Source organism: Vibrio pomeroyi, from assembly GCF_024347595.1.
Lineage (GTDB): Bacteria > Pseudomonadota > Gammaproteobacteria > Enterobacterales > Vibrionaceae > Vibrio > Vibrio pomeroyi.
Map to the genome: position 1 here is coordinate 2,061,998 of NZ_AP025506.1, position 26,510 is coordinate 2,088,507.

The following is a 26,510-nucleotide window of genomic DNA, read 5'->3' on the forward strand; positions in this document are numbered from 1 at the left end:
TTCCAAAATGATGACAAAACCCGAATAATTGTAAATTTATTGTAAAAATTTCTTTGATGACATTATTTTTATGTATAGGGTTATCAATAAGACTTGATAAGCCGAATATCATAGTCTCATTGATGGACGTACCGAAAGGATCTCCATATAAAACGTGATTAGTAGTTATATTTATTTCGCATTTTGACTTAGCAACAGAGCTTTTGTCGCTACCAAAGAAATATATAAGCTATTGAAATACAAAACAAACACAACAGCAACAAACATAATTTAATAAAAAGCAGGGAAAACCATGAAAAACATAAGAGAATTATTTTTTGGGTTTATATTATTGTTTAGTTCCAGTGCATTTGCAGAAGAAGGGTCATTTAATCAAGCCATTAGCAACTTAAGCCAAAGTGTTGATGGATTTTTCAACGAGTACACAGGATGGTTCGTTGGATTAATATTTAAAAGCGTGCCAGTAGGTGAAGCCAACTTCCCGATTATTGTTGGGTGGCTATTACTTGCTGCACTCATCTTTACTGTTTATTTTGGCTTCGTTCAATTTAAACGTGTCGGCATGGCTATCGACATCATTAAAGGTAAGTACACCGACCCTAAATCGAAAGAAGATGGCGAGGTTTCTCACTTTCAAGCTCTAACAACCGCTCTTTCAGGAACGGTAGGTCTTGGTAACATTGCTGGTGTAGGTGCCGCGCTTGCGATTGGTGGCCCTGGGGCAACATTCTGGATGATCTTGTGTGGCATCCTCGGGATGGCTTCTAAGTTCTGTGAGTGTACCTTAGGTGTGAAATACCGAACTATCTTACCGTCAGGCGTTGTTTCAGGTGGTCCTATGTACTACCTAAGCCAAGGTCTTGGTGAAAGAGGTTTAGGTGGACTCGGTAAGGTACTGGCTATCGGTTTCGCACTGATGTGTATCTTGGGTTCTTTGGGTGGCGGTAACATGTTCCAAGCCAACCAAGCTCATGCAATGTTGACTTATGCTTTTGATATTCCAAGCGAATACGGTGTTATCACTGGCCTTGTGTTAGCCGCTTTGGTTTTCTCTGTAATTGTTGGTGGTATGCCTTCTATTGCATCGGTAACTGAAAAAGTTGTGCCTTGGATGGCTGCGCTATATATCGGTATGGCTGTGATTGTTATCGGTTCTAACCTTGATCAAGTTGGCCCTGCGTTCAGTGCAATCTTTACAGGTGCATTTACTGGTGAAGGTGTGGTTGGTGGATTCATTGGTGCGTTAATTCAAGGCTTGAAACGTGCGACGTTCTCGAATGAAGCAGGTGTTGGTTCAGCAGCTATTGCTCACTCAGCGGTTAAAACAAAAGAGCCAATCACTGAAGGTCTAGTATCACTATTAGAACCGTTCGTTGATACGGTAATCATTTGTACAATGACAGCATTGGTTATCACTATCGCAGGCCTAAACACAGGTCCATTCGATGGTACAGGCCTAACGGGTGTAACCCTAACTGCAGCATCATTCACTGAAACTGCAGGCTTCTTCAAATACACACTAGCCCTAGCCGTTATCATGTTTGCGTTCTCTACCATGATTTCTTGGTCGTACTACGGTCTTAAAGCATGGACTTACCTATTTGGTGAAGGAAAGGCAACAGAACTCGTATTCAAAGTGATGTTCTGTGTGTTCGTTGTGATTGGCGCGACCATTCAATTTGGCGCGGTAATCGACTTCTCTGATGCAGCTATCTTTGCAATGTCTATCTTTAACATCCTAGGTCTATACTTCTTGATGCCTGTTGTTAAGAAAGAACTGCAATCATTTGTTGCTCGCGTGAAATCTGGCGAAATCAAAACTTACGAGAAATAACTTCTCTTCAGTGCTTATCGTCAAATAACACTGTTCTAAAAATTTTTGTAATACCCTTTGCTTGAGAAAGCGAGAACAGTACTGCAATAACCTAAAATCCCTACTGGCTTAAGGTTTAGCTCGTAGGGATTTTTGTATCTGGCTTTTCTTGTTCAAGCCGTTCGGGATCTTGGCTTAGTTTTTTACGATCCACCAGCTCTTCTACTTCAATCATTTCTCGTTGCGCTAATGGCGAATTACAATCATCAAAACAATAGGCTACGGTGCAGTTCTCACACAGATATTCATTCATGGTTTAATCCCTGTCCATTGAGATGGTCTAATCACAGAATGACAACAGACCGCGTGTTCATCCTAGAACATCGCTATTATGCTGTTTCTCAACCTTATAAATATGCGTGCAAAGTCACCAAGTATTCAATTGATCACATATTAAAACCATTTTACGGCTCTAATCACGAATAACTTGGTAATAGTGTGAAAACGGGTCTTCAACGTATAACTCTCCTGGCTAGTCATACATTGAACTAATCCCCTACAAAAGTAGCCGGGAACGAAAAACGCCCACACCATTAACATGATGTGGGCGTTGGAATAGTTATAGCTAAAGACGATGAATTAAAGGTTTGAGCTTATAAACCCATCTCTTCGGTTAGTGTTTTGATTTGCTTAAGATCCATGGTGTGGACTTCAATCATTTGTCTGATGTCACTTAGGCGAGAGTTCGCGTTATCTTGCTTCTCACACGCGTCAGATTTCGCATCCCATGAGGTGCCATCTAAGAACACATCACACGCTTTCTTAAGTGAACCAAGGTTCTGTTCAAGCTCGTCTCTTTCCTTCTCAAGCTTTTCAAGCTCTTGAGATATTTGTAATTCTTTACGGAACAGCTCACGAGAGCGTTCAAACAAGGTCGACTGCATATCCGCCTGACGGTTTAGCTTCTGGTTATCTTGCTCGGTTTTGTCTAGCGTTTGCTTTTGTTCGTTTAACTGCTGTTCTAACGAGTAATTCGCTTTCTCTAAAACTGCAGATTGTTTCGCTAACTCTTGGAGTTCTTTTTGGTGTTCTTCAGCCTGCTTAGCTAGCGCAACTTCTACTTTGGCGTCGATCTCGGTATCGACTTTTGCCACCTTAGCTTCAACCGACGTCATCAATTCTGTTTTGCTGTCGCGCACTTCTTGATAACGGGTTTCGAGTACCTGATAAGTGGACTCCCACTTCGAAGCCGTCACTGTCGAACCGATTAAGCCACCCAATGCTAAACCTATAACCGCAGCAATGCCGATATAGAGCTGACTGCGCTTATCGCGTTCTTCAATAACAACCACTTCATCTTGTTCGCTTTGTCCAGATTGCTGGTTCACTAGCGGGTACTCCCAAAAATATGTTTAACGTTACGCGGTCACTGGCACTAATACCAATACTGATTATGTAGGTTCAGTTAAACCTATCGCTCAAGTCAGAAGCACTTGCGCTTTACTAACACGTTCATCCCATCTGCTCACAGACGGTTTAACGCGTTAACTCCGAAATCATCAAGCAGGCAGTATACAAAAGGAAGCTGCTAACGATAACTATCACTACCCATTTTTGCAGTTTTTCGTTGGTCCGGTAACGAAACAATACAAATGCCAAAGCCAATAAAAAAACAATCGCTATTAGTCGAGTCATAACTCCTCCTTGTTTCCCTATTTTATACCATTTAAATAAGCAAGTTACGTCAGAGTCGCGTTGTTTGATCATTTAGTTGAACAACATTTGTGCAAACAGATATTTTGTAGCTGACATCACATTTTATATGATCTAGGATACGCTTACAGATTACCTAATTATTTAGGTAATTGTTCCGATGAAGACTGCAGGAGAGTGGTTTTTAACTAAACTTTAACATTTAGTTAGATTGACCCGCCGAAGAAGTAAATCTTTCAGGTGCTTTATGCTGGAGAAATCCAGAAAAGTGAGGACTGTCGTTGGAGGAACCTCTGGAGAGAACCGTTAGATCGGTCGCCGAAGGAGCAAGCTTAGTGCCCGTTACTTATCTATAAGTGATTCGCTAAGTGAAACTCTCAGGCAAAAGGACAGAGGAGTGGAAAGCAACAAGCCTTAATTAACAAAAGAATTCTATCTAGAAATCCGTATGTATTAAGTAGTGATACCGATCCCTGTGATCTGCACTGCCTTCCCTCTTCTCCTTAAATTTTTTAATTTATTAAGGGGAATCTATGAACCACCTACAAGCTACACTACAAACCATCAACCAATTCGTTTGGGGACCACCACTACTTATTCTGCTAGTGGGTACAGGTATCTACTTTACTTTTCGCTTAGGCTTACTCCAGTTTAGACACCTCCCAACCGCGCTAAAAATGGTATTCAGCAAAGACAAATCCGGTACGGGTGACGTATCAAGTTTTGCCGCTTTGTGTACCGCGCTTTCAGCGACCATTGGTACTGGTAACATCGTTGGTGTAGCGACCGCAATCAAGATTGGTGGCCCTGGTGCCCTATTCTGGATGTGGCTTGCCGCTGTATTTGGCATGGCGACCAAATACGCAGAATGTCTACTTGCTGTTAAATACCGCAGAACCGATAGCAATGGCGAAATGGTTGGCGGCCCTATGTACTACCTTCAATACGGTGTGGGCTCAAGAATCTTGGCGGTAATGTTCGCTGTGTTCGCTTTGGGTGTTGCCTGCTTCGGTATTGGTACCTTCCCACAAGTTAACGCTATTTTGGACGCTACTGAAATATCATTTGGCGCTTCGCGTGAGATGTCTGCTGTTGTTCTAACGATATTGGTGGCAGTGGTAACGCTTGGTGGTATTCAATCTATTGCTAAGGTTGCAGGAAAAGTGGTTCCGACCATGGCGGTTATGTACATTGTCGCGTGTTTGAGCGTTTTGGTTTCAAATGCAGACCAACTACTGAATGCCATTACCCTTGTTGTTACCTCTGCGTTTACTAATACAGCGGCGACAGGCGGTTTCTTTGGTGCGAGCATCATGCTTGCTATCCAATCGGGTATTGCTCGTGGTGTATTCTCTAATGAATCTGGTTTAGGTAGCGCACCAATGGCTGCTGCGGCGGCAAAAACAGATTCATGCGTGAAACAAGGCCTTGTCTCTATGACAGGTACTTTCTTCGACACCATCATCATTTGTACGATGACTGGTTTGGCGCTTATCTTAACCGGCGCTTGGCAGACTGACCTTTCAGGTGCTGCGATGACCACTCATGCATTTGCTATTGGTCTGAACGCAGACACGCTTGGCCCAATGCTGGTTTCTGTTGGCCTAATCTTCTTTGCGTTTACTACGATTTTAGGTTGGAACTACTACGGCGAGCGTTGTGTTGTTTTCTTGCTAGGTACTAAAGCAGTCCTACCTTACAAGATCATCTTCATTGCGTTGGTGGCTTCTGGTGCATTCTTGAAGCTCGACATGATCTGGATAATGGCAGATATCGTGAACGGCCTGATGGCAATTCCAAACCTAATCGGCCTTATCTTGCTACGCCACGTGGTTATCGAAGAAACAAAACTATTCTTCAAACCTTTAACGTCTTCAAACAATTGTGAAGCTGTTAAAGCATAATCAGAATTGATTGAACCAAAGCCCGCATTCAAATGCGGGCTTTTTTATATCTATTCAATACTTAAACTGACTAATTTATTACTATCTTTTACCCACAAATAAAATAAGACTTTAATTGGAGCACTGTTCTAATTAATTTATAGACAAAGATTAATCCAAAAATCTCTAATTAAAAGCTCACTAATAAAACTAACACTTAATTAGATATTACTTATATTTAATAGATTATGACTAAATGGTAGAGTTTCTTTCATAAACAAATAAGGAGCGATTTTGTTTTGACCACTCAAAAACACACCAGAATAAAACATGTGACTTTAATTCATATAATAGTCAGTTTATAGTCATTTAAATTGTTGAGAGAATTATAATAAAAATAAAACGTTGGCTATATGATCAGATTCGACCCGATTAAAAACCGTATTTATAACGACGAACGTTCTATTAAAATAGGATATCGTGAGACTCGCGTTTTAGAGTTATTACTTAAAAACTCGCCCGAGATTGTGAACAAACAAGATATTATTAGTTTCGCATGGGGAAGTGAGTTCATTGGGGATACGTCACTGGCGAAGTGTATCAGCTTACTTCGCCAAGGGTTCGTTAAGCTTGGCATCAGAGAAACACCCATCGTCACGGTGCCAAAGGTAGGTTACCGACTTATTGATGAATGCGTCTTTATTGACTCGCAACCACAAAGCGAAACCACTGTTCCTCTCACTCCTGTGAGTGACAAAGTCCCACTCAGTCAAAGTAATATTGCTGCCTCTATTGCTAACAACGATACACCTGAATCCAAATCGACTTCACTTGCCTATTCTCAGGTCAGCTTATACAAAAACAGACTGTGTTACTTCATAACGGGCTGTTTGCTGTTGTCCTCGGCACTGTTGGCTTTTGCTAAGGTTCACGATAAAAGCCTTGGTGATATCACCCCCTTTAACCGACTTAATGAGCAATGGGTTGGGCAGGTACAAGTTTTTCAAGAAACAGAGATGTCCTTGAGTCCAGAACTCGAAGCCATTCTCTACAAATACCAATGCGATTGCGTCGCCTACATCAGCGATGAGCCAGGCTATTCAGAACTCTCCATGCTCAACAAGACAACACGTCAGTCCATCAATATCTTTTACACAGCCACGCAATTAGATCGAGCGAGTGAAGAGATAGAATTATTCCTAAAGAGAGGCCAATTATGATGCCATTTCTAGCTCTGTTTTCCTCGCTAGCCTTATTGATTGGTATATGGAGTATTCCTTCATCTCCGCCCCAAGAAGAGCACCGTTATCAACATAGCGTGGTAGATCTTGTGTTAGATGGAAATGTATTACGAACCGATGGGCTCACCAAAATAAGTGATAACAAGGTTCTGCATCTTATGTCCGTCCAAGATAACAACATGCCCGACCCGATTGTTCTACGATTTAGAGGAGAAGCTGGTCCTTCTCAATCCCTGTTCTTTTCAATAGCCGGCACTATCGACTTAGTCTCCGTGCAAAAAATAAATAAAACCATGAATGACAGCTTATTGTCGCCCTACCTACTTATCAACAATGACCCTTTAACATTGAAGGTTGATATATTAAGTTCAAATGATTTATTTGCCATCATTCGAACATGTAATACAGGAAGAACACAACTTTTGGCTAAACGATAATTTATCTCCGTTTGGCCACCAGCTGAATTCACTTCGTTTTAATTAACACCGTTCTGAATATTACACATAAAAAACGGATGGTTATATTTATTACTACATCAATAAACATCTCTTGTATTTTGAGAATTCAATTAATCGAATGTTTAAAACACTGGATTAAATTTTAAAATCCCAGTCTCATTTATCGCTCTCCTGTTGATATTTACATCAAATAAAAGCGATGTGAATAATATGTCTTCTCTCGTACTTAACCATTCATTTCACCCGCGATAGACCACGTTAAAAACTATTTGACGTGAATGTATCAATCATCACGCCTCATTTTTCTAAAAACGGTTTGAGCCCTATCAAAGAATTTCTTTTCAATTACAGCCTCTTTCACCGAATAAACAAATAAAACAATACAAGCCATTGAATTAACAGGGTAATTTAATTCAACCCTTTTCAGTATCTATCTATTTATCAACATGAAAAAGTGAACTTGTCTTGTTAACTGCACGGCACAAAAAACGTTATCAAAATAGAAAAATTACAAATGAGGGAATTGTTAATGATCCGAATAAACAGAAGTCTCTTAGCAACCGCAGTGTTGTCTGTTCTATCTACTGGCGTAAACGCAAAAATTTACCCAGACCAAATAGTCCATGACCAACTTGGTGACGATGTATGTCGCTCTGGCTATCGCCCGTTAGACCGTTTTGAAGCCGAAGAGCAAAAGAGCGCTTTGCTGGCTAGAATGGGCACTTGGCAGATCACAGGCTTAAAAGGAAACTGGGTGATCATGGGCCCGGGATACAATGGCCTTATTAAACAAGACACAACCAACGGCAAAACGTTCTGTTATCCGAACAATGACCAGTCTGAAATTCCAAACTACTCTGCTAAATCGGTTCCAGAAGGCAGCGAGTTGGATGTTCAATATGAGCTGGTCAATAACCGTAATGATTTTGTTCGTCCGTTAAGCTATTTGGCTCATAACCTAGGTTACGCATGGGTTGGCGGCAATAATAGTCAGTACGTGGGTGAAGACATGACGATCAACCGCTCTGGCGACAGCTGGGTGATACAAGGAAACAATGGTGGTTCTTGTAGTGGTTATCGCTGTGGGGAAAAAACTAAAATCACCGTCGATAACTTTGCCTACACCGTTAACGACGACAACTTTTGGCATGGCGATGTTATCGAATCAGACCGTGAACTAGTGAAGACGGTTTACGCGACGGCAAGAAACAACAGTAATATCGCTCAGCAAGTGGTTGTCGACCTGAAAGTGGATGAATCAACAAACTGGTCGAAAACGAACAGCTACGGATTCTCACAAAGTGTTCAAACAGAGAATACGTTTAAGTGGCCTCTTGTTGGCGAAACTAAGCTCACCGTTAAATTTGAAGCCAACCAAAGCTTCTCTAAATCCAATGGCGGCTCTACTAGCGAACAAGTGACACTTCAAGCGCGCCCAATGGTTCCAGCCAACTCAGAGCTGCCGATTCGAGTCGAGTTGTATCGTTCAAGTATCTCCTACCCGTACCGATTCAACGCTGATATTAGTTACGATGTTGAGTTTAACGGCTTCCTTCGTTGGGGTGGCAACGCATGGCATACACATCCGGACAACCGCCCTTACAAAGGTCACACCTTCACTATGGGTCGCGGTGGTGAGAAATCTGCAGACATTCGCTACCAATGGGATCACCGATACATTCCAGGTGAAACCAAATGGTGGGATTGGGGTTGGGCAATCAAAGAAGCGGGCTTATCTAGCATGCAATACGCAACAGGCGGAAGCTTACGTCCATTCCACTCTTACGTGTCGGGTGATTTCTACGCAGACTCTCAATTTGCAGGCACCATTGAGATTGGCCAAGCAACACCGATTACCAACAATCTACGCAGCAAAAGAAGTACCGACTCCGTCAATGAAACGACTGAACGCATTGGCGATATTGAAGTTACCACCAACTTCAATGCTGATGAGTTGAGTGACTTAGGTTTCGAAGGTGCTGAGATGAACATCAGCGTCGTTGAATAGTTAGATTGTGAATAGCTAGACTGTAAATAACTACGTTGTGAAGAACTAGGTTGTTTAATAAGAGCGACACAAAGTTCTACAAACAACAAAACGCAAAAGCCCACGACACGTCGTGGGCTTTCATATGTTCTATTAAAAAAGGTGAACTACACAGGTTCTTCCATCAGAAGCTTAACACCCAGTCCCACCAGCACCATGCCAGTCACACCTTCCATCCACTTCATAAAGCTCGCATTCTTTAGTAAGTTTTTAGCCGAGTTAAGCGCGCCAGCTAAGCCACATTGCCACACCATCGCAATCATAAAGTGGACCGAAGCCATCAACATAGATTGTAATAACGGCGAGCCTTCAGGGTTTACGAATTGAGGCAGAAAAGCCAAGTAGAAAACCGCCGTTTTCGGGTTAAGCACATTAGATAAGAAACCTTCACGCAAAGAACGTTTTGCACTGTAGGCTTGATGAGCTTGCTCGCCAACCTTCAACCCACCACCATTTTTCATCAAAGCGCGTAAACTGCTTAAACCAAGCCAAATCAGGTAAACCGCACCCACCATTTTAACGGCTTGAAAGAGTTCAGCTGATTGAGCAAGAATCGCAGAGATACCCACTGCAGAGAAAAAGGCGTGCACATAAAGACCGCTACAGATACCAAAGCTGGTCATCACACCGTCAGATAAGCCAGAACGGCTCGTATTACGAATTACCAATGCCGTGTCTAAACCCGGCGTTAGCGTTAAAATAGTGATGGCAATCAGAAATGCCTCAAAGTTCAAAATATCCATATCATTGTCATTCTTGTTCAGCGATCTATCATCAATACCGTGTATCTGAACAATTCGCAAGCAACAATTGCCGTCAGCTATACAACTCACTGATTTTGTGCACAATGGTACAGTTTAATTTGTTAACAAATAGTAAATTACTGGCATATCACTGCCCTATCTTGTTTAGGCTATATCTTCTACTGAGAAGAACAGCCTCAAAAACAAAGTGAAGTGACCAACTTCAAAGTACTAAACATCGAGATGCCCCTTAAACTGATGCAGCCTTATGGGTCATTTAAAGAAACCAAATTAAGAGTAGTCAAATGAGCGCATTCAAAAAACTAGTCGAACACTCTCAAAAATGTTCACGCTTTCAACACCTAGCTTCTATTTGTGGTTGGGACCAAGCTTCCATGATGCCAGCTGGCGGTAACCAAGCTCGCAGTGAAGCGATGGCCGAGCTTTCTGTTCATATTCACGGCTTGATGACTCAGCCACAACTTGGCGATTGGATTGCAGACGCTGAAAACGAAGCACTGAACAACGACCAACAATCATCACTTCGTGAAATAAAACGCCAATGGCAACAAGCTAACCTACTTCCAGAAAAACTGGTTGAAGCGAAATCTCTAGCGGGTTCAAAGTGTGAGCATGCGTGGCGTAGCCAACGTGGAGAAAACGACTGGGTTGGTTTTGAAAAGAACTGGCGTGAAGTGGTTGAGCTATCACGTGAAGAAGCACAAATTCGCGCAGATGCTGCTAACTTAACTCCTTATGATGCGATGCTGGACATCTATGAGCCGGGCACCAGTTCTGCTTCACTGGATATCTTATTTGCAGACGTTAAAACTTGGCTACCAAGCCTGATTGACGAAGTGATCGAAAAGCAATCAAGCGAGCAATTTAACGCGCCATCGGGTATCTACTCGACAGAGAAACAGAAAGCACTTGGCCTAGAAGTCATGAAGCTACTTCAATTCGATTTTGAACACGGCCGATTAGATGAAAGTGTTCACCCATTCTGTGGCGGTGTACCGTCAGACGTGCGTATCACGACTCGCTACGATGAAGCCGAATTCGTTCAAAGCTTAATGGGCATCGTCCACGAAACAGGTCACGCACGTTATGAGCAAGGCTTACCTAAACACCTAGCTGGCCAACCCGCAGGTGAAGCTCGCTCTATGGGTATCCATGAATCTCAGTCTTTGTTCTTCGAGATGCAAGTTGGCCGCAGCGATCCGTTCATCGGGCACTTGGCGAATCTAGCTGGACGACAGTTCTCTGGTTCTGAGTTTGAGAAAGATAACTTCCAGAAGATCTACACTCGCGTGAAGAAAGACTTCATCCGTGTTGATGCCGATGAGCTGACCTACCCTGCACACGTTATCTTACGTTACGAGATTGAACGTGACCTGATAAACGGCAAAATCAAACATACTGATGTCCCTGAACTTTGGAATACTAAGATGCAGTCTTACCTTGGTTTAAGCACTCAAGGCAACTTCACTAATGGCTGTATGCAAGACATCCACTGGACAGACGGCGCATTCGGCTACTTCCCGTCTTACACACTAGGTGCGATGTACGCGGCTCAGTTCATGGCTTCAATGAAGAAAACAATCGATGTGAACTCAGTAATTGAAAGCGGTGACCTATCCCCTATCTTCACTTGGTTAGAGTCGAATATTTGGAGTAAAGGCAGCCTACTCACCACTGATGATTTGGTGAAAGGCGCAACAGGTGAAACCTTGAATGCACAGTACTTTAAAGATCACTTGAGAAGCCGTTACCTTTAATGGAATAAATCGATAGAGGCTGATCAGTTTATTGATTCAGCCTTTTTAATCACATTTTCAAAACATACTTAGGTTGATTTGAAGGATTTATCCCTTCATCGAACTTAACAATCACAGAATATTCTGATACCTACTAGAACGGAATTGGACAAAACTAAGTTATACGGGTTGCTAAATTAGCATTTAACGAATGACTTAAACTATAGCAAGACCTTTAATCTAGTGGCCAAACTTTCTTATCCACTAAACATTTAACGGTGTATGTTAAGTATCCAAAACAACGTGAAAGATGACTAGAGAATGTTAGATGGCTATTCAAGCTGCTAAGTTTAACCAATCTACAACAGATTGGCTAAACTCCTTTATCTACTACATCTATAGTCGATTTGTAATGTTAAATTGCTGATAAGTAAGCTTTGTAAGATTTAAGCCTAACCGTTGCTGCACCGATAATATCCATGAAACCAAGCATTGGATGAGGTTTTGTTGCAGAAACCCATCCGGAACCAGTAGCCCCAATTGGAATGTTGTATCCCTCTGGTTCATCAAATTCAATCACAATTGTTCGGCCATGATCGTTCATATTGTTCCCAACGTGTTGGCGTACATGTTGCGAACCATTCATGACAGAAACACGTGCTTCACCCGTACCAGTGGTTAAACTATGTACACGGCCACGGAATATCTCACCTGGGTATGCATTCACATAAAACTCTGCAAATTGACCGACTTTGAGTCCGCGATAGGTTTGGTCAGCAATACGCATTTCTACAAATTTCTTATTAGTGTTGTATAAGTGCATGTTACCTACACGCGTACCATCAACAATGTTCGAGATTGAAAGCTGCCCATCAAAAGGAGCACGAACTTCTCTTCGCTCATTTTGCCATTCTGCTGTTGCAATCTGAGCCTCAATACTCAAAATTTTTGCATTGGCTGACGCAATTTGAGCGTTAGTAGTGTCGATACGTGTCCGTAGGTTATCTCGTTCTGATTCTTGTGAAAAGTCACCAAGTTGGGTTAAACGATCAAGGTTCTTTTCATCGTTAGCAATCTGATGAGTGAGTGCGAGTATTTCAGCTTTTGCCGCCTTCTTCTCTGCGTCTAATCCTATCATTTGAGATTCAGTGTCAACCGAACGCAGGGTGTATATTAAATCGCCTTTTTTGACTACCTGATTATGATCCACGAAAACTTGTTCAACTTCTTGTCCAATTAATGGACTTAAAACGGCATGTGGCGCTTTCACTGTCGTACTATCGGTTAGATCTGCAGGAGACCAAAATCGGTGTGCCGTAAACAAAGCAAACGCGAGCGTCAAACCTATCGCAACAATGATTGTAGCGTTACGTAGCGTCCATTTAACGACACCTATTTTAACTAAGATCCAACAAACTAGAATATATGGAAGCATTATTTCTTTCATCTTACTGCTCCTTATTCGTAGAGATCACAGTACGACCATTTCGAATTATGGACGAAATCGCTTCGGCTAATACGTCCCAACGCGCAAAAGCAATGATGATGGCTAAAACCCACCACGTTTTATCTATAAACAGACCACACAGTGAAAGAGCAAATACAATTTGTGTGTGAGCACTCGACATTTTCGCGGACTTATGCACTGCAATTTCATGCAATTCCCAAAGCAGATAAAGGACATACACAATAATGGCGACGGTTACAAAAAATACAAATCCCATAAATACTTCAGAATCAAGCAGCTTCAAAATAGTGGGATAACCATCAATAAAGTAGTTCTCAGGAAGAGTTTTTCCATGGATAGTACCAAGCTTAGACAAACCAATTGAACTTCCAATTAATACCGCCAATATCACAATAGCTTTTATCAACCACATTGCGAACCCGATGATTTTATTGCCTTTGTTTGCTTCCTCGACCCCATCCCTAGTATCGTTTTTCACTTTGCTACGAGACATACATTTTACCTTCGTAAGCGCCCCATATTTGAGGCGCTGTAGACTTACCTTAGACCATTACTTCACAAATATTGCGGCTGAACAAGTGTAAACCCCAACGATTCCGGGAAACTAAAAAACCATCCATCATACTTCCACGTCACTTTGAGCAATAACATGCTCCCCCTCCATCTCGGAGAGTTCAAAACCCAATAATTTCGCTAAGCCTTGCGCGTAATTACGATCGGCGAGAAGTGCATGTTGAACATGTTTCAGTTGCACTTTCCTAGAGGCAGAGCTAATTGAACGTGCTGTATTTTCAAATAGACTCTTCTGTTCACTCGATGTCATAATTCGGAACAAATTGCCTGCTTGAGTGAAGTAATCCGTGTCTTCACGATGATCCCAATGGTTCACTTCGCCCTCTAGTTCTAGCGCAGGTTCAGCATGCTCTGATTGCTGTGCCCATTCTCCATACTGGTTCGGCTCATAGCCTTTGGTTGAACCAAAGTTGCCGTCAACACGCATCGCACCATCACGATGGTAGCTATGCACAGGGCAACGTGGCGCATTCACTGGAATTTGATGATGATTAACGCCCAAACGGTAACGCTGCGCATCACCGTAAGCAAATAAACGACCTTGCAACATTCGGTCTGGAGAGAATCCAATTCCGGGTACGATAGCGGCAGGGTTAAATGCTGATTGCTCAACTTCTGCAAAGAAGTTTTCTGGATTGCGGTTGAGCTCAAGCTCCCCGACTTCAATCAACGGAAAACGCGCATGAGGCCATACTTTTGTTAGATCAAATGGGTTGAACTCAACGTCGTTCGCTTCTTTCTCTGTCATCACTTGGATTTGCATCGTCCATTTCGGGAACTCTCCATTTTCGATGCTATCGTAGAGATCACGATGATGGCTTTCTCGGTCTTGACCAATCAGTGTCTCTGCTTCTTGATCCGTCAGGTTCTTGATTCCCTGCTGTGTTTTGAAGTGGAACTTCACCCAAACACGTTCGTTGTCTGAATTGATCATACTGAAGGTATGGCTACCGTAACCATTCATATGACGGTACGTTGCTGGAAGACCTCGATCACTCATCACAATCGTCACTTGATGGAATGCTTCAGGAAGTGACGTCCAAAAGTCCCAATTATTTTCGGCGCTGCGCATATTAGTGCGCGGATCGCGCTTTACCGCGTGATTCAAGTCCGGAAACTTGAGTGGATCTCGTAAAAAGAATACCGGAGTGTTGTTACCCACTAAGTCCCAGTTTCCCTCTTCTGTATAGAACTTAAGTGCGAAACCACGAATATCACGCTCAGCGTCTGCAGCTCCTCTCTCGCCTGCAACCGTTGTAAAGCGAGCAAACAGTTCGGTTGTTTTGCCAATTTCAGAGAAAATTGACGCCTTCGAATACTTGGTAATATCGTTAGTCACTGTGAATTTGCCATAAGCCCCAGAACCTTTCGCATGCATTCGACGTTCAGGAATCACTTCACGGTCAAAATGTGCAAGCTTTTCCAAAAACCAGACATCTTGCAAAAGCATCGGACCACGTTTACCCGCAGTCATTACATTTTGGTTATGTGCAACAGGACAACCTGCTGCTGTGGTGAGTTTATTTTTCATTGACTTCGTTCCTTAATGATTGAAAATTAACACTTACTCAAAACTACGCCGTAATACGCTTTACGAACATGGGATAAACTGCAGCCGGGTGTCCTAGCTTGATTGCCTCTAGCATTGCGGCAAAATAAGGCATTGCGTGCACAAAGAATTTTTTATATCCAAAACATAAATGATTTAAACCCGGCTCAAGGTCTGCGGTAAGAGAAGTACGCTCTTTTGGGCAGCCGCCATTGCACATTGGTCTGAAATCGCACTCTCGGCACCGCTTAGGCAGTGACTTCCACTTGTTTAAACCAAATTCAACTTGCTTCGAGGAGGATGCTAGAGCGCCTAAATCTACCGATTCTATATCGCCAACTTTATGATTTTCATAGCTATAGTGGTCACAAGAGTAAATACTGCCATCATGTTCTAGCATCATTTGTTGGCCACAAGTTTCCGAATGGAAACACATTTGACTTGGTTGACCCGCAAGAATACCGAGCGTGTTCTCAAAAAACTGAATGTGTACTTTCCCCACGTCTTCTTTGCGCCACTCATCGAATACATCACACAAAAAGTGCCCCCACTGATGTGGGGTCAAAGACCAGTCTTTTTCCCCACGACGATCAAGGGAGTGCTCAACGCAAGGCTGAAACTGAATGACGTTAGAACCTAATTTTTTGAGTGTCTGATAGGTTTGCTTACCTAGATGCGCGTTGTCGTTATGCACAACGGTCAAGGTATTGAACTGTACTTTATGTTTTTGCAGCTTGGAGAGGCCACGTAATACTCGTGAGTAGCTGCCATTCCCTTTTACGTCAGGTCGGCCTAAGTCATGATTTAGCTCGTCACCATCAATACTAAGTCCGATCAAGAAATTATTCTTTTTGAAGAATTTCGCCCATTTCTCGTTGATCAGAGTTCCATTACTTTGGAATGTGTTTGAGATCGTCATACCTGAACGAGCATATTTTTTCTGCAGTTCTACAGCTCTTTCGTAAAATTCAAGACCGCGCAGTGCAGGCTCCCCACCTTGCCAACTGAAATCAACAAATTTGATGTGTTTTGGCTGAGCAGCGATGTATTGCTGGACATATGTTTCCAAGAGAGCGTCTGACATCTGCATTGTCGCACCTGACTGATAACGCTCTTCTTTTCTCAAGTAGTAACAATAGTGACAATCTAAGTTACATTTTGAGCCAACAGGCTTAACCAAAAGGTGGAATGGGTGTGGTGATGTCATCGTCATATCTGCGCTCCTGTTGGATTTAGGATAATTATCCTTAGGCGGCCTAAATTAGACCACTAGGACATTTCCTAACGGGAGGAGATATGGATTAGAGAGGTGGCGGGTAAGTTAGATGAACTTTCGACTGTGAGCCCAAGCAATAAGCTCAGATGCACTAGCAAGTTCAAGTTGTTCGATCATCTTGTATTTGTGGTATTCGACCGTTTTAGAAGAAATATTAAGCTCCAAAGCCACTTTCTTCGCAGAAAAACCTTGAGCTAATAGTTTAAGGATATCAACTTGTCTGGCGGTCAAATCCGTCTTTTGCTCAATAATGCTTTTCAACTCATCTGGTATGTAGCGTTCTCCGGCGAGTACATTTTTCATCGTCGCTGCTAGCTCAAAACCGGCTTGATGTTTCAGTACATACCCGTCAGCACCATATTGATATGCAGCCTTAACGATCTCTGGTTCATCATGCATAGATAAGCAAACAAGTTTACTGTTTGGCGAAGTTCGCTTAAGCAGTGAAAGCGTAGTGTTTAGCTGCATACCAGGCATAGAAATATCGGTAATAATTAAGTCGGGCTGATGTTGCTTAACAAGCTGAAGTAGCTCTGTTGCGTCAACGCTAATCCCGACAACTTGGTGGGTTAAGTCCACTAAGCGGGCAATACCTTCACTGACTATCTGGTGGTCATCTGCAATTACAACGGTTGCCATTTATACCTCACTTGTTTTTATGGATAATTTAACTGTAGTTCCTGCTTTTGGATCATTACGTTTAATAACCAATTCTCCACCAATCAATTCTCCGCGTTCAATCATAGATTGAAGACCTAGCGAAGGAGATTGAGTATATGTTTGCTCTTGATCGATTCCGATACCGTCGTCTCGAATCGACAATTCTACGCGCCCGCAGCTATATGGCTTTAACGTGATTGTTACTGCAGAAGCATTTGCGTGTTTCACAATGTTGGATAACGCTTCTTGGATAATGCGATAGACATGCAATGAAACATCATTGTTAAAAGAAGTATCGTCATCAAGCTCAATCGATAAGTACAACCCTGAGCGTTCGGCTACTTGTTCAGCATGAGATTGGATAGCGGCATTAAGCCCTACTCTTTCTATGACCACTGGGTGCAAATGACGAGACAGATGCTGAACATCTTTGGTGATTGATGCGAGTTCATTGGCGCACTTCATTAGCGCAGGTCTTGTGGTTTCATCACAAATACTAGAGACAAGACTGAGCTCGATCCCTAAAGAAGCAAGGCGTTGGCTGAAATCATCATGTAAATCGCGCGCAATATTCTGTCGTTCTCTTTCTCGTTCTCCAATGATGCGTTTGTTTCTCTCAACTACATCTTGGCGGCTTTTTATTAGCTGCTCATAATGACGTACACGCTCAATACTGGATGCAATCATATTACCCAGCACTGTCGCCGCGTTTATAAACTCTTCTGAATAGCCGTCTACCTCACTAAAATTTGCACAGGCCAATAAGCCCCATGGTTTCCCCATAGCAGTTATTGGAACCAATATATGACGCAGCGGATTTTCATCCTGTAAGTGACTAGCGAGCTCAAGCAGTTCTGGTGATTCCTCACTTGATACAACAACTCCCGCTTGGATATGCCGACGATATTCTAAAACCAAGGATTCCGGAAGTTGAGATTTGACTCTGGGAACGCCTTCTCCCGCAGCCTCATAAAATCGCCAGTCACGTATTCTGGTTTGTTCAATAGGCAAGCATGATATACGGTCGACTTTTAAAGCAATTCGACATTCATGTAGCGTCTCTATGATGGTTTCTTCCATTTGTGCTGTTGGAGAATTTAATAACCGACTAGACATGGATATTAATGCTGAAGTGATTGAATCAGATAGCATTTGTAAACCTCTTTTCATTAATGAACTTCATTACCATAAACAGCAACACCCAAAATACCTAGTAGTATTTTAAGTAAGTAGCTCAACTTCAATTCGTTTAGGAATTGTCCTAGTTCAGTTCATTTTGGAAAAAAAACATACTGTGCTCATCTTATTTCAGGAGCATCTTATGAAAACCCTTTCTAAAAGCTTACTAAAGAAAACCGTGCTCAGCACTGCTGCATTAGCTACCGTTGCTGCAGCACCAGCAATAGCAAAAAACACTTCAGAGAAACCAAATATACTCGTCATCATGGCCGATGACATAGGTTGGTCAAACACCTCTGCCTACAACCTGGGCATGATGGGCTACAAAACGCCAAACATCGACCGTATCGCAAATGAAGGCATGCTTTTCACTGACCACTATGGTCAACCAAGCTCAACTGCTGGTCGTGCAGCATTCCTAACTGGCCAACTTCCTGTTCGTACAGGTCTTCTAAATGTGGGCCTGCCAGGCTCTCCGGTCGGTATTCACCAAGATGATCCAACGCTGGCTGAAGTGCTTAAAGAGCAAGGTTACTTCAATGTACAACTTGGTAAAAATCACCTTGGTGACCGTGAGCACATGATGCCTCACCGCCGCGGTTTTGATTTCTTCTATGGCAACCTCTACCACCTAAACGCTGAAGAAGAGCCAGAACACCCGGATTACCCACAAGATCCAGAGTTTTTCGAACGCTTCGGCCCTCGTGGTATTGTCACGGGCACAGCCGATGGCCCAACTGAGTCGGCAGGACCTCTCACTAAGAAGCGCATGGAGACCATCGACCGTGAACTAACGGACATGGCTCTGGATTACCTAGAGGACTTTGCCAAGACCGATGACCCATTCTTCATGTGGTATAACCCATCTCGAATGCACGTATGGACTCACCTAAGCGAAGAGTGGCAAGGTAAAACTGGCTACGGTCTGTACGCAGATGGTATGGCTGAACTAGACCACTACGTGGGTGAGATTCTAGAAAAGCTAGAGGAAACCGGTCAACGTGACAACACAGTTATCATCTTCACTACCGACAACGGTGCAGAGAAGATGTCTTGGCCAGATGGCGGTAACACACCGTTTAAAGGTGAGAAAGGCCTGACGTCTGAAGGTGGTGTGCGTGTACCATTCATGGTTAGCTGGCCCGGTCACATCCCTGAAGGTGCTCGTAACAACGGTATCCAGTCTCATGAAGACTTGTTTACTACTCTAGCAACAATTGCTGGTGTTAAAGATGTTCAAGAGTCGTTCAAGACAAAACATGACGTTTACATTGATGGCTACGACCATACTAACGCGTGGTTCAACAACGAAGACACTGAACGTAACGAGATTTTCTACTTTGCTGAAACAGGTAACTTAGAAGCGGTTCGCGTTGGTAAGATCAAAGCAACCTTTATCCATCCAACAGAAGAGAGCTGGTTCGCTCCACGTCTAGCCTCTACTTGGCCAGAACTGGTTGACCTACGTGCAGACCCATATGAGGAAGCGCCAGAACACTCAGGGATGTACCTACGTTGGTACGCAGAACGTATGTTCCACTTCGTTCCAATCCAAGTTGAAGTGGCAGGCCTACTACAGACGTTTAACGAATTCCCACTGCGTCAGGAGCCAACTGCATTCAACTTAGACCGAGTGCTGTCTTCTCTACCTTATCGCGAGGAATAAACCTCCTCAATCATTGGGTACATAAACAAAGGTGCGCTTAATGCGCACCTTTTCTCGTTCTGAAGCTCGTTTAGTAATACTCCTAGTTCATCACCACCTTCACAGTTATTACTCTAACAGCTTTGAATAGTTCTACTTCAGCCTTCGGGCTAAACTACGCCCCCAAGGAGATAGCGTGAGCGTACAAAACAACCACTTTATTACGTTACAAGAGAAAATTAATTTGCGCGTGCTTGGCCAGGAAAAGCCTGTTGAGCAGTTAGTCATCGCTCTGCTTGCCAACGGTCATGTTCTTCTCCAAGGTTTACCTGGTCTCGCTAAAACCCGCAGTGTAAGCGTAATGGCTAGCCAATTAGATTCCGATCTAAACCGCATTCAGTTCACACCGGATATGCTTCCTGCTGACATCACGGGTAGCGAAGTTTACGAAAGTAATACTCAATCGCTGACATTCAAAAAAGGTCCTGTATTTACTCACCTTTTGCTGGCCGATGAAATCAACCGAGCTCCAGCTAAGGTGCAATCAGCACTGCTTGAAGCGATGGCAGAAAAACAAGTTTCGATAGCAGGAGAAACACACAAATTACCAGAACTGTTCATGGTTCTCGCCACACAAAACCCAGTTGAACAAGAAGGTACCTACCCACTGCCTGAAGCGCAGATGGATCGTTTCTTAATGCAGATCTTGATTGATTATCCAAGCAAAGACGCTGAAAAAAACATGCTCAAACTCTTGCGGATTGAGAACCAAGACTCCACTAGGAGCGAACCGCTCATGACCATCGAACAAGTGCTAGAGGCACGCCGTCATATTGATAATATTCATGTCGCCGAACATGTAGATCAATACATTGTCGACCTAATCGATGCGACTCGCTACCCAGACAAGTGTGACGAACAGCTTAGCCAGTGGATTGAGTTGGGGGCTAGCCCTCGTGCAACTATCGCGTTAGACAAATGTTCACGTGCTCACGCATGGTTAAACGGTCAAGATTACGTGACGCCGGACAACGTAAGAGCGGTGGCCCATTCAGTACTTCGCCACCGCTTGGTATTGAGTTTTACTTCTCAAAATCAAGGAGTAGATGCTGAGCAAGTCATCGATCAACTTCTAAATTGCGTTGCATTTTCTTAATCGCGAGGAGGCTTTATGACCGTCGATCTTCGTATCTATCCGACTTCAGAAAGGCTTGCAGAGCTAACCTTGCTAGGGCGTAAGATTTCGTGGCAACCCCCTTACCAAAAGTTGACTCCTCTTACTGGTAAGCATCGCAGTCAACAACGTGGCAGAGGGTTGGATTTTGTCGAACTTCGTCACTACTACGCAGGTGATGATGTTCGCTGTATTGACTGGAAAGTAACACAACGAACGGGTCAACCCTATTTACGAGTTTACGCTGAGGAAAACGATAAGAATATCGCTCTGCTCATCGATCTTAGAACTCGTATGTTTTTTGCGTCCGATGGCCACATGAAATCTGCCATTGCTTGTGAAGCTGCAGCAATTGCTGCGGGCGCAGCTTGTCATCATGGCGATCGCGTAGGCGCTGTCATTCTTACCGACAGTGACATAGTCACGTTACCATTTCGACGCGGGGAAAAAGCGCTCATGGCTCTTTTATCTGCGATCATAGATCAATCAAACAAACTCCCAAATTGGATAGTGTCTAAAAAGGCCCCCAATTTAGAAGACGCATTAAAGCACTTAGTCGATCTTGGATTAAAAGAGAGCCAGTGTTTTATTTTTAGTGACTTCAGCGACTACGACCAACGAGATTCAAGCGTAATGATTGATAAGTTAGCTCGTCAAAATAGTCTAGTGGGCATCCGAATTACCGATCCGCTGGAAGAACAATTCCCTAAGCAGAATCTAGTCATGGGCAATGAAAGCTATCAAGTCGAACTGAAGAAAAGCGATCGACCTATCAGAGCTCGTTATGAACAGTACGTCCAAGAGCAAAAACAATCGCTATCAGAGCACTTTATACGCCATCGTTTGGCATTGCTTGATATGACGACTCAGCAGGATGCTTGGACACAATTACTTTCACTGACCAAACAATAGGCATTTTATGGGTAATTTTACACAAGGCCAAATTGTCGAGTTTGGTAGTCATCTAGTAAAGCGAGCGGAATGGATTTCTCCGCCTCAAGCTATTTCGTGGTATCCACAAACGATCACGTGGCTGTTCATTGGGCTCACAAGCATCGTTGTGGTATTTGGCTATATTGCTCATCGTTATCACCAATATCTTAAGCGTACCTACTTACGCGAAGCTTGGGCGTTGTTTCAGAAATACGAACACCAACAGAACATTGCCGCTATTGCGCAGTTAATGAAGCAGCTAGCACATCAACACTGGCCTAAGTCCGATATCGGCACAATGACCAACCAGGAGTTTGCTCAATTCATATGTCAAAGCAGTGCTACCAAACTACATTCAGTGCAGGTCTCTCAATTAATGGAAAGCAGCTATCGCGCATCACCCACTCTTACAGATCTCGAGCGACAAGCGATCAGACGTTGGTTTAAGGAGGTGACATGTTAACCCTCACTTATCCTCTATTCAGTCTGCTGATTTTGCTACCTTTAGTGATTTTTCTGAGTCCCAAACACTTCACTCGTCAGACCGCACTGCGTTTTAGTCACTTCGATAAGTTAGTTAAAGTCACAGGTTCTAAACCAACTTCTGGCGCTGTGGTGATGTCACCTATTTGGTGGCAACGTCTTCTTATTGTGGTGACATACCTAAGTTTGGTTATCGCTGCAACAAAACCTGTTTGGCTAGGTGAGCCCGTTTCAATAGAAAAAAGTGGTCGTGAAATGATGGTGGCCGTCGATCTTTCCGGATCTATGGAGGCTCGCGATTTTGTCGATGCAGACGGTATCAACGTTCGCCGCGTCGATGGCGTTAAGTTACTGTTGGACGAATTTTTATCACAACGCGAAGGTGATCGAATCGGCTTGATTGCATTTGGCGATGACGCCTACCTACAAGCCCCATTTACTGATGACTTCGCTATTATTGCTCAGCTACTCAATGAAATGGACGTACGAATGGCAGGAGCGGGAACCGCCCTCGGTGATGCGATTGGTGTGGCCGTCAATCACTTCGAACATTCAAACAGTGCCAACAAAGTATTGATCCTCATGACGGATGGCCGTGATACCACCAGCAACTACCCTCCCATTGACGCAGCCCATTTTGCGGGTGAAAACGACATTACTATCTACCCCATTGCCATTGGCGACGCAACCAACGTTGGTGAGGATAGCATCGACTTAGAAATGTTAGAGCGTATTGCCAATTACACTGGCGGCCAGGTATTTGAAGCGCTCAATGGGCAAGATTTAGTTGAAGTATATAGCGCACTAAACGAGCTCGAAGCAACGCTTTTTGATAGTTACACCATACGGCCAAAAGTCGAACTCTATTACTGGCCACTTATTGTCAGTTTATTCCTCAACCTACTGACATTAGTTGTTGCTGCACTTCGCGGGCAAAGTAATACGAATAAAGGAGACAAAAATGGCTGAATTTCATTTCATTCGACCATGGTTACTTTTGTTAGCCATTCCTTTAGGCATTTTGGTCTATGTCCTCAAGAGAAAAGTAGACAACAGTGAACGGCTTCCTATCGCCGCTCACCTGTTGCCATTTCTCAATGCAGGAGAAAGCCAAACGCGTTGGTTTTCTCCTCAGAACTTGCTACCACTTTTCCTAGGTCTGCTGACTATCATTGTGGCAGGTCCAACATGGCAGCCAGAACCTGATACCCACGCAAAAAACCATTCGCCGATTCTATTTGTGGTTGATTTATCACGTTCAATGGGTGAGTCCGATATTGCACCAAGTCGCCTTGAAAATGCCAAATTGAAGTTATCCGACCTATTAGAATACAAATCTGATGGGATTATTGGTGCGTATGTCTATGCTGGCAGCGCTCATATGCTCATTCCACCGACAGAGGATCGGGAAGTGCTTGAACTGTATCTTTCTTCTTTATCAACAAACCTCGTCCCTAGACAAGGGAAAAACCTGCCAGCTGTCTTGGATCAGATTGCCCAGCAACAGACAGAGAGTAGCATCCCAGCAAGCATTGTCGTTGTAACAGACAGCCTCGATAACAGTGCTGCTCAAGCCATAGAGAATTATGAACGTACCTACCGTGATCAAATGATCGTTTGGAAATTTGGTTACAACGAAACTGTCGGTTCTCCCTCGGATGTCCGTCTAATTCAAAGTACTCCTGACCATAGCGACGTTCAAAGTATTAGCCGATGGATAGACAGCTTCAGTTACTTTGATCCAATGGATGAAGATATACAATGGCAAGAAGCCGGATTTTATCTCGTCTTCCCTGCTCTGCTGTTTAGTTTACTTTGGTTTCGCCGAGGCTGGAGTATCCGTTGGGTTCCTAGCGTATTGATCAGTATTGTTGCTCTCAGTGCCTTTCAACCAAGCCCGGCTTTAGCAAAGTCGTCGACTGATCTCACCACGTGTGATTCACTGTCAATGAGGCTCTTCCTCACGCCAGATCAGCAAGGACAATGGTTTTATAACCAAGGCAATTATGCATGTGCTGCACAAGCCTTCATCGATCCTGATTGGAAAATTGAATCCCTCATGCGCAATCAGCAGTGGGAATGGGCGCTGACCATGCTCAACAATCAGCCGGACTCTCTCGAAAAACGCTACAAAGTGGCTCTTGCTTATTTGCATATTGACCGTTTTCGTTCATCAGAGCGTTGGTTTGAACAAGTATTAGAATTAGACCCACAGCACCCACAAGCACTTCACAACCTTGATTTGCTTGAAGAGATTTTCGACCTCATGGCTGATCGTGCGCAAGGCCAAGGCACCGCCGGAGAGGACATGACTGCCGATGTCATTTCCACACTAGAAGAAGATATGGGAATTGAAGAACCTGAAGACAAAATTGAAGTCATCAACAGTGCAGATTTAATGGCAGAAGAGCATTTGACTAAAATTTGGCTGGAGCAAGTTAAATCCAACCCTGAAGTGTTCCTTCGCAATAAGTTCTCTATTCAACTGCAGCAAATAGACAAACCCGTTTTGGTCGGCGAGCACACCCAACAGGAGGTGAAGTAATGGGCACGTTCAAACGTTTCATCGATGATATAGGGACCGCCATCGCTTTTGGCATGATACTCATGGCAAGTTTAAGTGCTCAAGCATCCATCTCTACAAATGATCCACTGTCGCTTGCATCTTCTCAACCGCCAAACACAGTGAATACGCAGTACCATGCCCGCTGGGCTCTAGGTAGTGAAACCTTTACAGAGAGGCAACGCCATACCGTTTTCCTAGAACTTCTCAGTGACGCAGCCATTACTGATGTCATCAACGTTGAAACGATTTCAGCCAAAGATCTCTTTTTTGAGCAAACCACCACATTTTGGCAATACACTAGGCCAACAGAAAACGGCAAACGTGTTGAAAAAGCAGCATTAAAGTTAGAACTATTTCCAGCTAAACCTGGAGAGTTCACTTTACCAGGTATCAACATCACCCTTGGCCGTAGTGACAACGTGGTTACTATTCCAACACAGCCATTGAAGATCACGGTAAAAGCACTTCCTGAGGCTGCGAAAGGTAAGATTGCCTCTCCTAACGTCACAGTAGAGCAAACTGTCAGTGACGTAGAGATCACTGAAGGCGGCGCGGTAACCCGTTCAGTCTCTCTCAATGTTGCTGATTTGCCAGGGCACTATATTTCAGAACTGCCATTGATTAACCAGATTGAAGACGTTGAAATTCGTACTGGCAATAGCCAAACGACAACCCAAACATTCCGCGCAGATATGACTGGCACACGCATTACAGATATTCACTATCGATTTGTTCACAAAGGGCAATACACCCTACCTGAACTGTCATTCCAGTGGTGGAACACAACAAAACGTAAAGTAGAGAAAATTTCGCTGCCAGCCATAACGGTGGAGGTCAACTCTGCACCACCTTTGCCTTTAGATCAGCGTATTGAGCTATGGAGTTCAAATATAAAGCTGTGGTTGGAAGAACAACGTAAAACACTCATTTTAGGGTTGTTAGTTGTGCTTGGCTTATGGCGTTTACGTTTTAAGTTTTCTCACTTATGGAAAGTGTTAAAAGTGCAGAATCAAACTGCCCTTCACTCTTCTTTTGTAAAACGCTTAATAACCATTTTTTGGGTTGCTGTAGGGACAAAAAAATGTGCCAGCCAAGCACTTTATCAATGGTTTTCATATCATGGAATTTATGACCTAAACCATTACCCAACACTGAAAAATGGCATCCGTACTAACAAACAAGGTCAGTGGCATTTAAAACGCTACATAGTTGTTTGGGTGTTAACGAATGAAGTCAGACAACAATGGCGAGTAAAGTACCGATTAAAGCCGATCAATCCTGCGTAAATTCGTAAAGCTAGGACTAGGGAAAGTCCTAGTTAATCTCTTTTAGTAATCAATGTAATGTTT

General features: G+C 43.4%; 22 protein-coding genes and 1 riboswitch. Of the genes, 13 read left to right on the top strand and 9 right to left on the bottom strand.

Annotation, left to right across the window (positions count from 1 at the left end; genetic code table 11):
• Positions 1-292 precede the first annotated feature (292 nt).
• Positions 293-1,834, top strand: a complete 1,542-nt coding sequence (locus OCV12_RS09160; protein WP_123296870.1) for an alanine/glycine:cation symporter family protein — start codon at positions 293-295, stop codon at positions 1,832-1,834.
• Positions 1,835-1,949: 115 nt separating this feature from the next.
• Here OCV12_RS09160 and OCV12_RS09165 read toward each other — a convergent pair whose 3' ends face one another.
• Both OCV12_RS09165 and OCV12_RS09170 read right to left on the bottom strand, forming a co-directional pair.
• Positions 1,950-2,126, bottom strand: a complete 177-nt coding sequence (locus OCV12_RS09165) for a hypothetical protein (RefSeq protein ID WP_261884457.1) — start codon at positions 2,124-2,126, stop codon at positions 1,950-1,952.
• 340 nt (positions 2,127-2,466) lie between these two features.
• Complete coding sequence (locus OCV12_RS09170; RefSeq protein ID WP_019820347.1) at positions 2,467-3,201, bottom strand: chromosome segregation ATPase; 735 nt, start codon at positions 3,199-3,201, stop codon at positions 2,467-2,469.
• Between the two features lie 608 nt (positions 3,202-3,809).
• A riboswitch (glycine riboswitch) is annotated at positions 3,810-3,929 on the top strand.
• A 130-nt stretch (positions 3,930-4,059) separates the two neighbouring features.
• Between OCV12_RS09170 and OCV12_RS09175 the strand changes: the two genes are divergently transcribed.
• From OCV12_RS09175 to OCV12_RS09190, 4 genes are all read left to right on the top strand, one after another.
• A complete protein-coding gene (locus tag OCV12_RS09175) occupies positions 4,060-5,430 on the top strand; it encodes an alanine/glycine:cation symporter family protein (RefSeq protein ID WP_261884458.1) in 1,371 nt (456 codons plus the stop codon).
• 392 nt (positions 5,431-5,822) lie between these two features.
• Positions 5,823-6,629, top strand: coding sequence for a winged helix-turn-helix domain-containing protein (locus OCV12_RS09180; protein WP_261884459.1), 807 nt, complete (start codon positions 5,823-5,825; stop codon positions 6,627-6,629).
• Complete coding sequence (locus OCV12_RS09185; protein ID WP_261884460.1) at positions 6,626-7,087, top strand: hypothetical protein; 462 nt, start codon at positions 6,626-6,628, stop codon at positions 7,085-7,087. Before OCV12_RS09180 ends, OCV12_RS09185 begins: the two co-directional genes overlap by 4 nt.
• Before the next feature lie 550 nt (positions 7,088-7,637).
• Entirely contained in the window at positions 7,638-9,116 is a 1,479-nt protein-coding gene (locus tag OCV12_RS09190; RefSeq protein WP_261884461.1) for an aerolysin family beta-barrel pore-forming toxin, read from the top strand.
• A 146-nt stretch (positions 9,117-9,262) separates the two neighbouring features.
• Here the strand turns inward: OCV12_RS09190 and OCV12_RS09195 are convergent, their stop codons facing one another.
• Complete coding sequence (locus OCV12_RS09195; RefSeq protein ID WP_048659471.1) at positions 9,263-9,898, bottom strand: LysE family translocator; 636 nt, start codon at positions 9,896-9,898, stop codon at positions 9,263-9,265.
• Positions 9,899-10,203: 305 nt separating this feature from the next.
• On the opposite strand from OCV12_RS09195, the gene OCV12_RS09200 reads away from it, so the two are divergent.
• Positions 10,204-11,676 carry a carboxypeptidase M32 gene (locus OCV12_RS09200; RefSeq protein ID WP_261884462.1) on the top strand — a complete coding sequence of 491 codons (1,473 nt, stop codon included), beginning with the start codon at positions 10,204-10,206 and terminating at the stop codon, positions 11,674-11,676.
• 394 nt (positions 11,677-12,070) lie between these two features.
• Here OCV12_RS09200 and OCV12_RS09205 read toward each other — a convergent pair whose 3' ends face one another.
• The 6 genes from OCV12_RS09205 to OCV12_RS09230 all read right to left on the bottom strand — a co-directional run bounded on the left by OCV12_RS09205 (position 12,071) and on the right by OCV12_RS09230 (position 18,351).
• A complete protein-coding gene (locus OCV12_RS09205; RefSeq protein ID WP_239848498.1) occupies positions 12,071-13,102 on the bottom strand; it encodes an HlyD family secretion protein in 1,032 nt (343 codons plus the stop codon).
• A 1-nt stretch (position 13,103) separates the two neighbouring features.
• A complete protein-coding gene (locus OCV12_RS09210; protein ID WP_176681076.1) occupies positions 13,104-13,616 on the bottom strand; it encodes a magnesium transporter in 513 nt (170 codons plus the stop codon).
• A gap of 126 nt (positions 13,617-13,742) precedes the next feature.
• Positions 13,743-15,227, bottom strand: coding sequence for a catalase (locus OCV12_RS09215; protein WP_261884463.1), 1,485 nt, complete (start codon positions 15,225-15,227; stop codon positions 13,743-13,745).
• 43 nt (positions 15,228-15,270) lie between these two features.
• On the bottom strand, positions 15,271-16,458 hold the full coding sequence (locus OCV12_RS09220; protein WP_261884464.1) for an anaerobic sulfatase maturase: 1,188 nt from the start codon (positions 16,456-16,458) through the stop codon (positions 15,271-15,273).
• Positions 16,459-16,566: 108 nt separating this feature from the next.
• Positions 16,567-17,160: a response regulator gene (locus OCV12_RS09225; RefSeq protein ID WP_176681073.1), complete on the bottom strand. Its 594-nt coding sequence runs from the start codon at positions 17,158-17,160 to the stop codon at positions 16,567-16,569.
• Positions 17,161-18,351 (bottom strand): GAF domain-containing sensor histidine kinase, encoded by a 1,191-nt coding sequence (locus tag OCV12_RS09230; RefSeq protein ID WP_176681072.1) that lies wholly within the window; start codon positions 18,349-18,351, stop codon positions 17,161-17,163.
• 151 nt (positions 18,352-18,502) lie between these two features.
• Between OCV12_RS09230 and OCV12_RS09235 the strand changes: the two genes are divergently transcribed.
• The 7 genes from OCV12_RS09235 to OCV12_RS09265 all read left to right on the top strand — a co-directional run bounded on the left by OCV12_RS09235 (position 18,503) and on the right by OCV12_RS09265 (position 26,447).
• A complete protein-coding gene (locus tag OCV12_RS09235; RefSeq protein WP_261884465.1) occupies positions 18,503-20,026 on the top strand; it encodes an arylsulfatase in 1,524 nt (507 codons plus the stop codon).
• A gap of 175 nt (positions 20,027-20,201) precedes the next feature.
• On the top strand, positions 20,202-21,161 hold the full coding sequence (locus OCV12_RS09240) for an AAA family ATPase (RefSeq protein ID WP_261884466.1): 960 nt from the start codon (positions 20,202-20,204) through the stop codon (positions 21,159-21,161).
• 15 nt (positions 21,162-21,176) lie between these two features.
• Positions 21,177-22,091, top strand: a complete 915-nt coding sequence (locus OCV12_RS09245) for a DUF58 domain-containing protein (RefSeq protein WP_261884467.1) — start codon at positions 21,177-21,179, stop codon at positions 22,089-22,091.
• Positions 22,092-22,098: 7 nt separating this feature from the next.
• The gene (locus OCV12_RS09250; RefSeq protein ID WP_261884468.1) at positions 22,099-22,575 is read left to right on the top strand and encodes a DUF4381 domain-containing protein; all 477 of its coding nucleotides are present in this window, start codon (positions 22,099-22,101) and stop codon (positions 22,573-22,575) included.
• On the top strand, positions 22,569-23,564 hold the full coding sequence (locus OCV12_RS09255) for a VWA domain-containing protein (RefSeq protein ID WP_261884469.1): 996 nt from the start codon (positions 22,569-22,571) through the stop codon (positions 23,562-23,564). The genes OCV12_RS09250 and OCV12_RS09255 overlap by 7 nt, the downstream gene beginning before the upstream one ends.
• A complete protein-coding gene (locus OCV12_RS09260) occupies positions 23,557-25,140 on the top strand; it encodes a vWA domain-containing protein (protein WP_261884470.1) in 1,584 nt (527 codons plus the stop codon). Before OCV12_RS09255 ends, OCV12_RS09260 begins: the two co-directional genes overlap by 8 nt.
• Complete coding sequence (locus OCV12_RS09265) at positions 25,140-26,447, top strand: BatD family protein (protein ID WP_261884471.1); 1,308 nt, start codon at positions 25,140-25,142, stop codon at positions 26,445-26,447. The genes OCV12_RS09260 and OCV12_RS09265 overlap by 1 nt, the downstream gene beginning before the upstream one ends.
• Positions 26,448-26,510 lie beyond the last annotated feature (63 nt).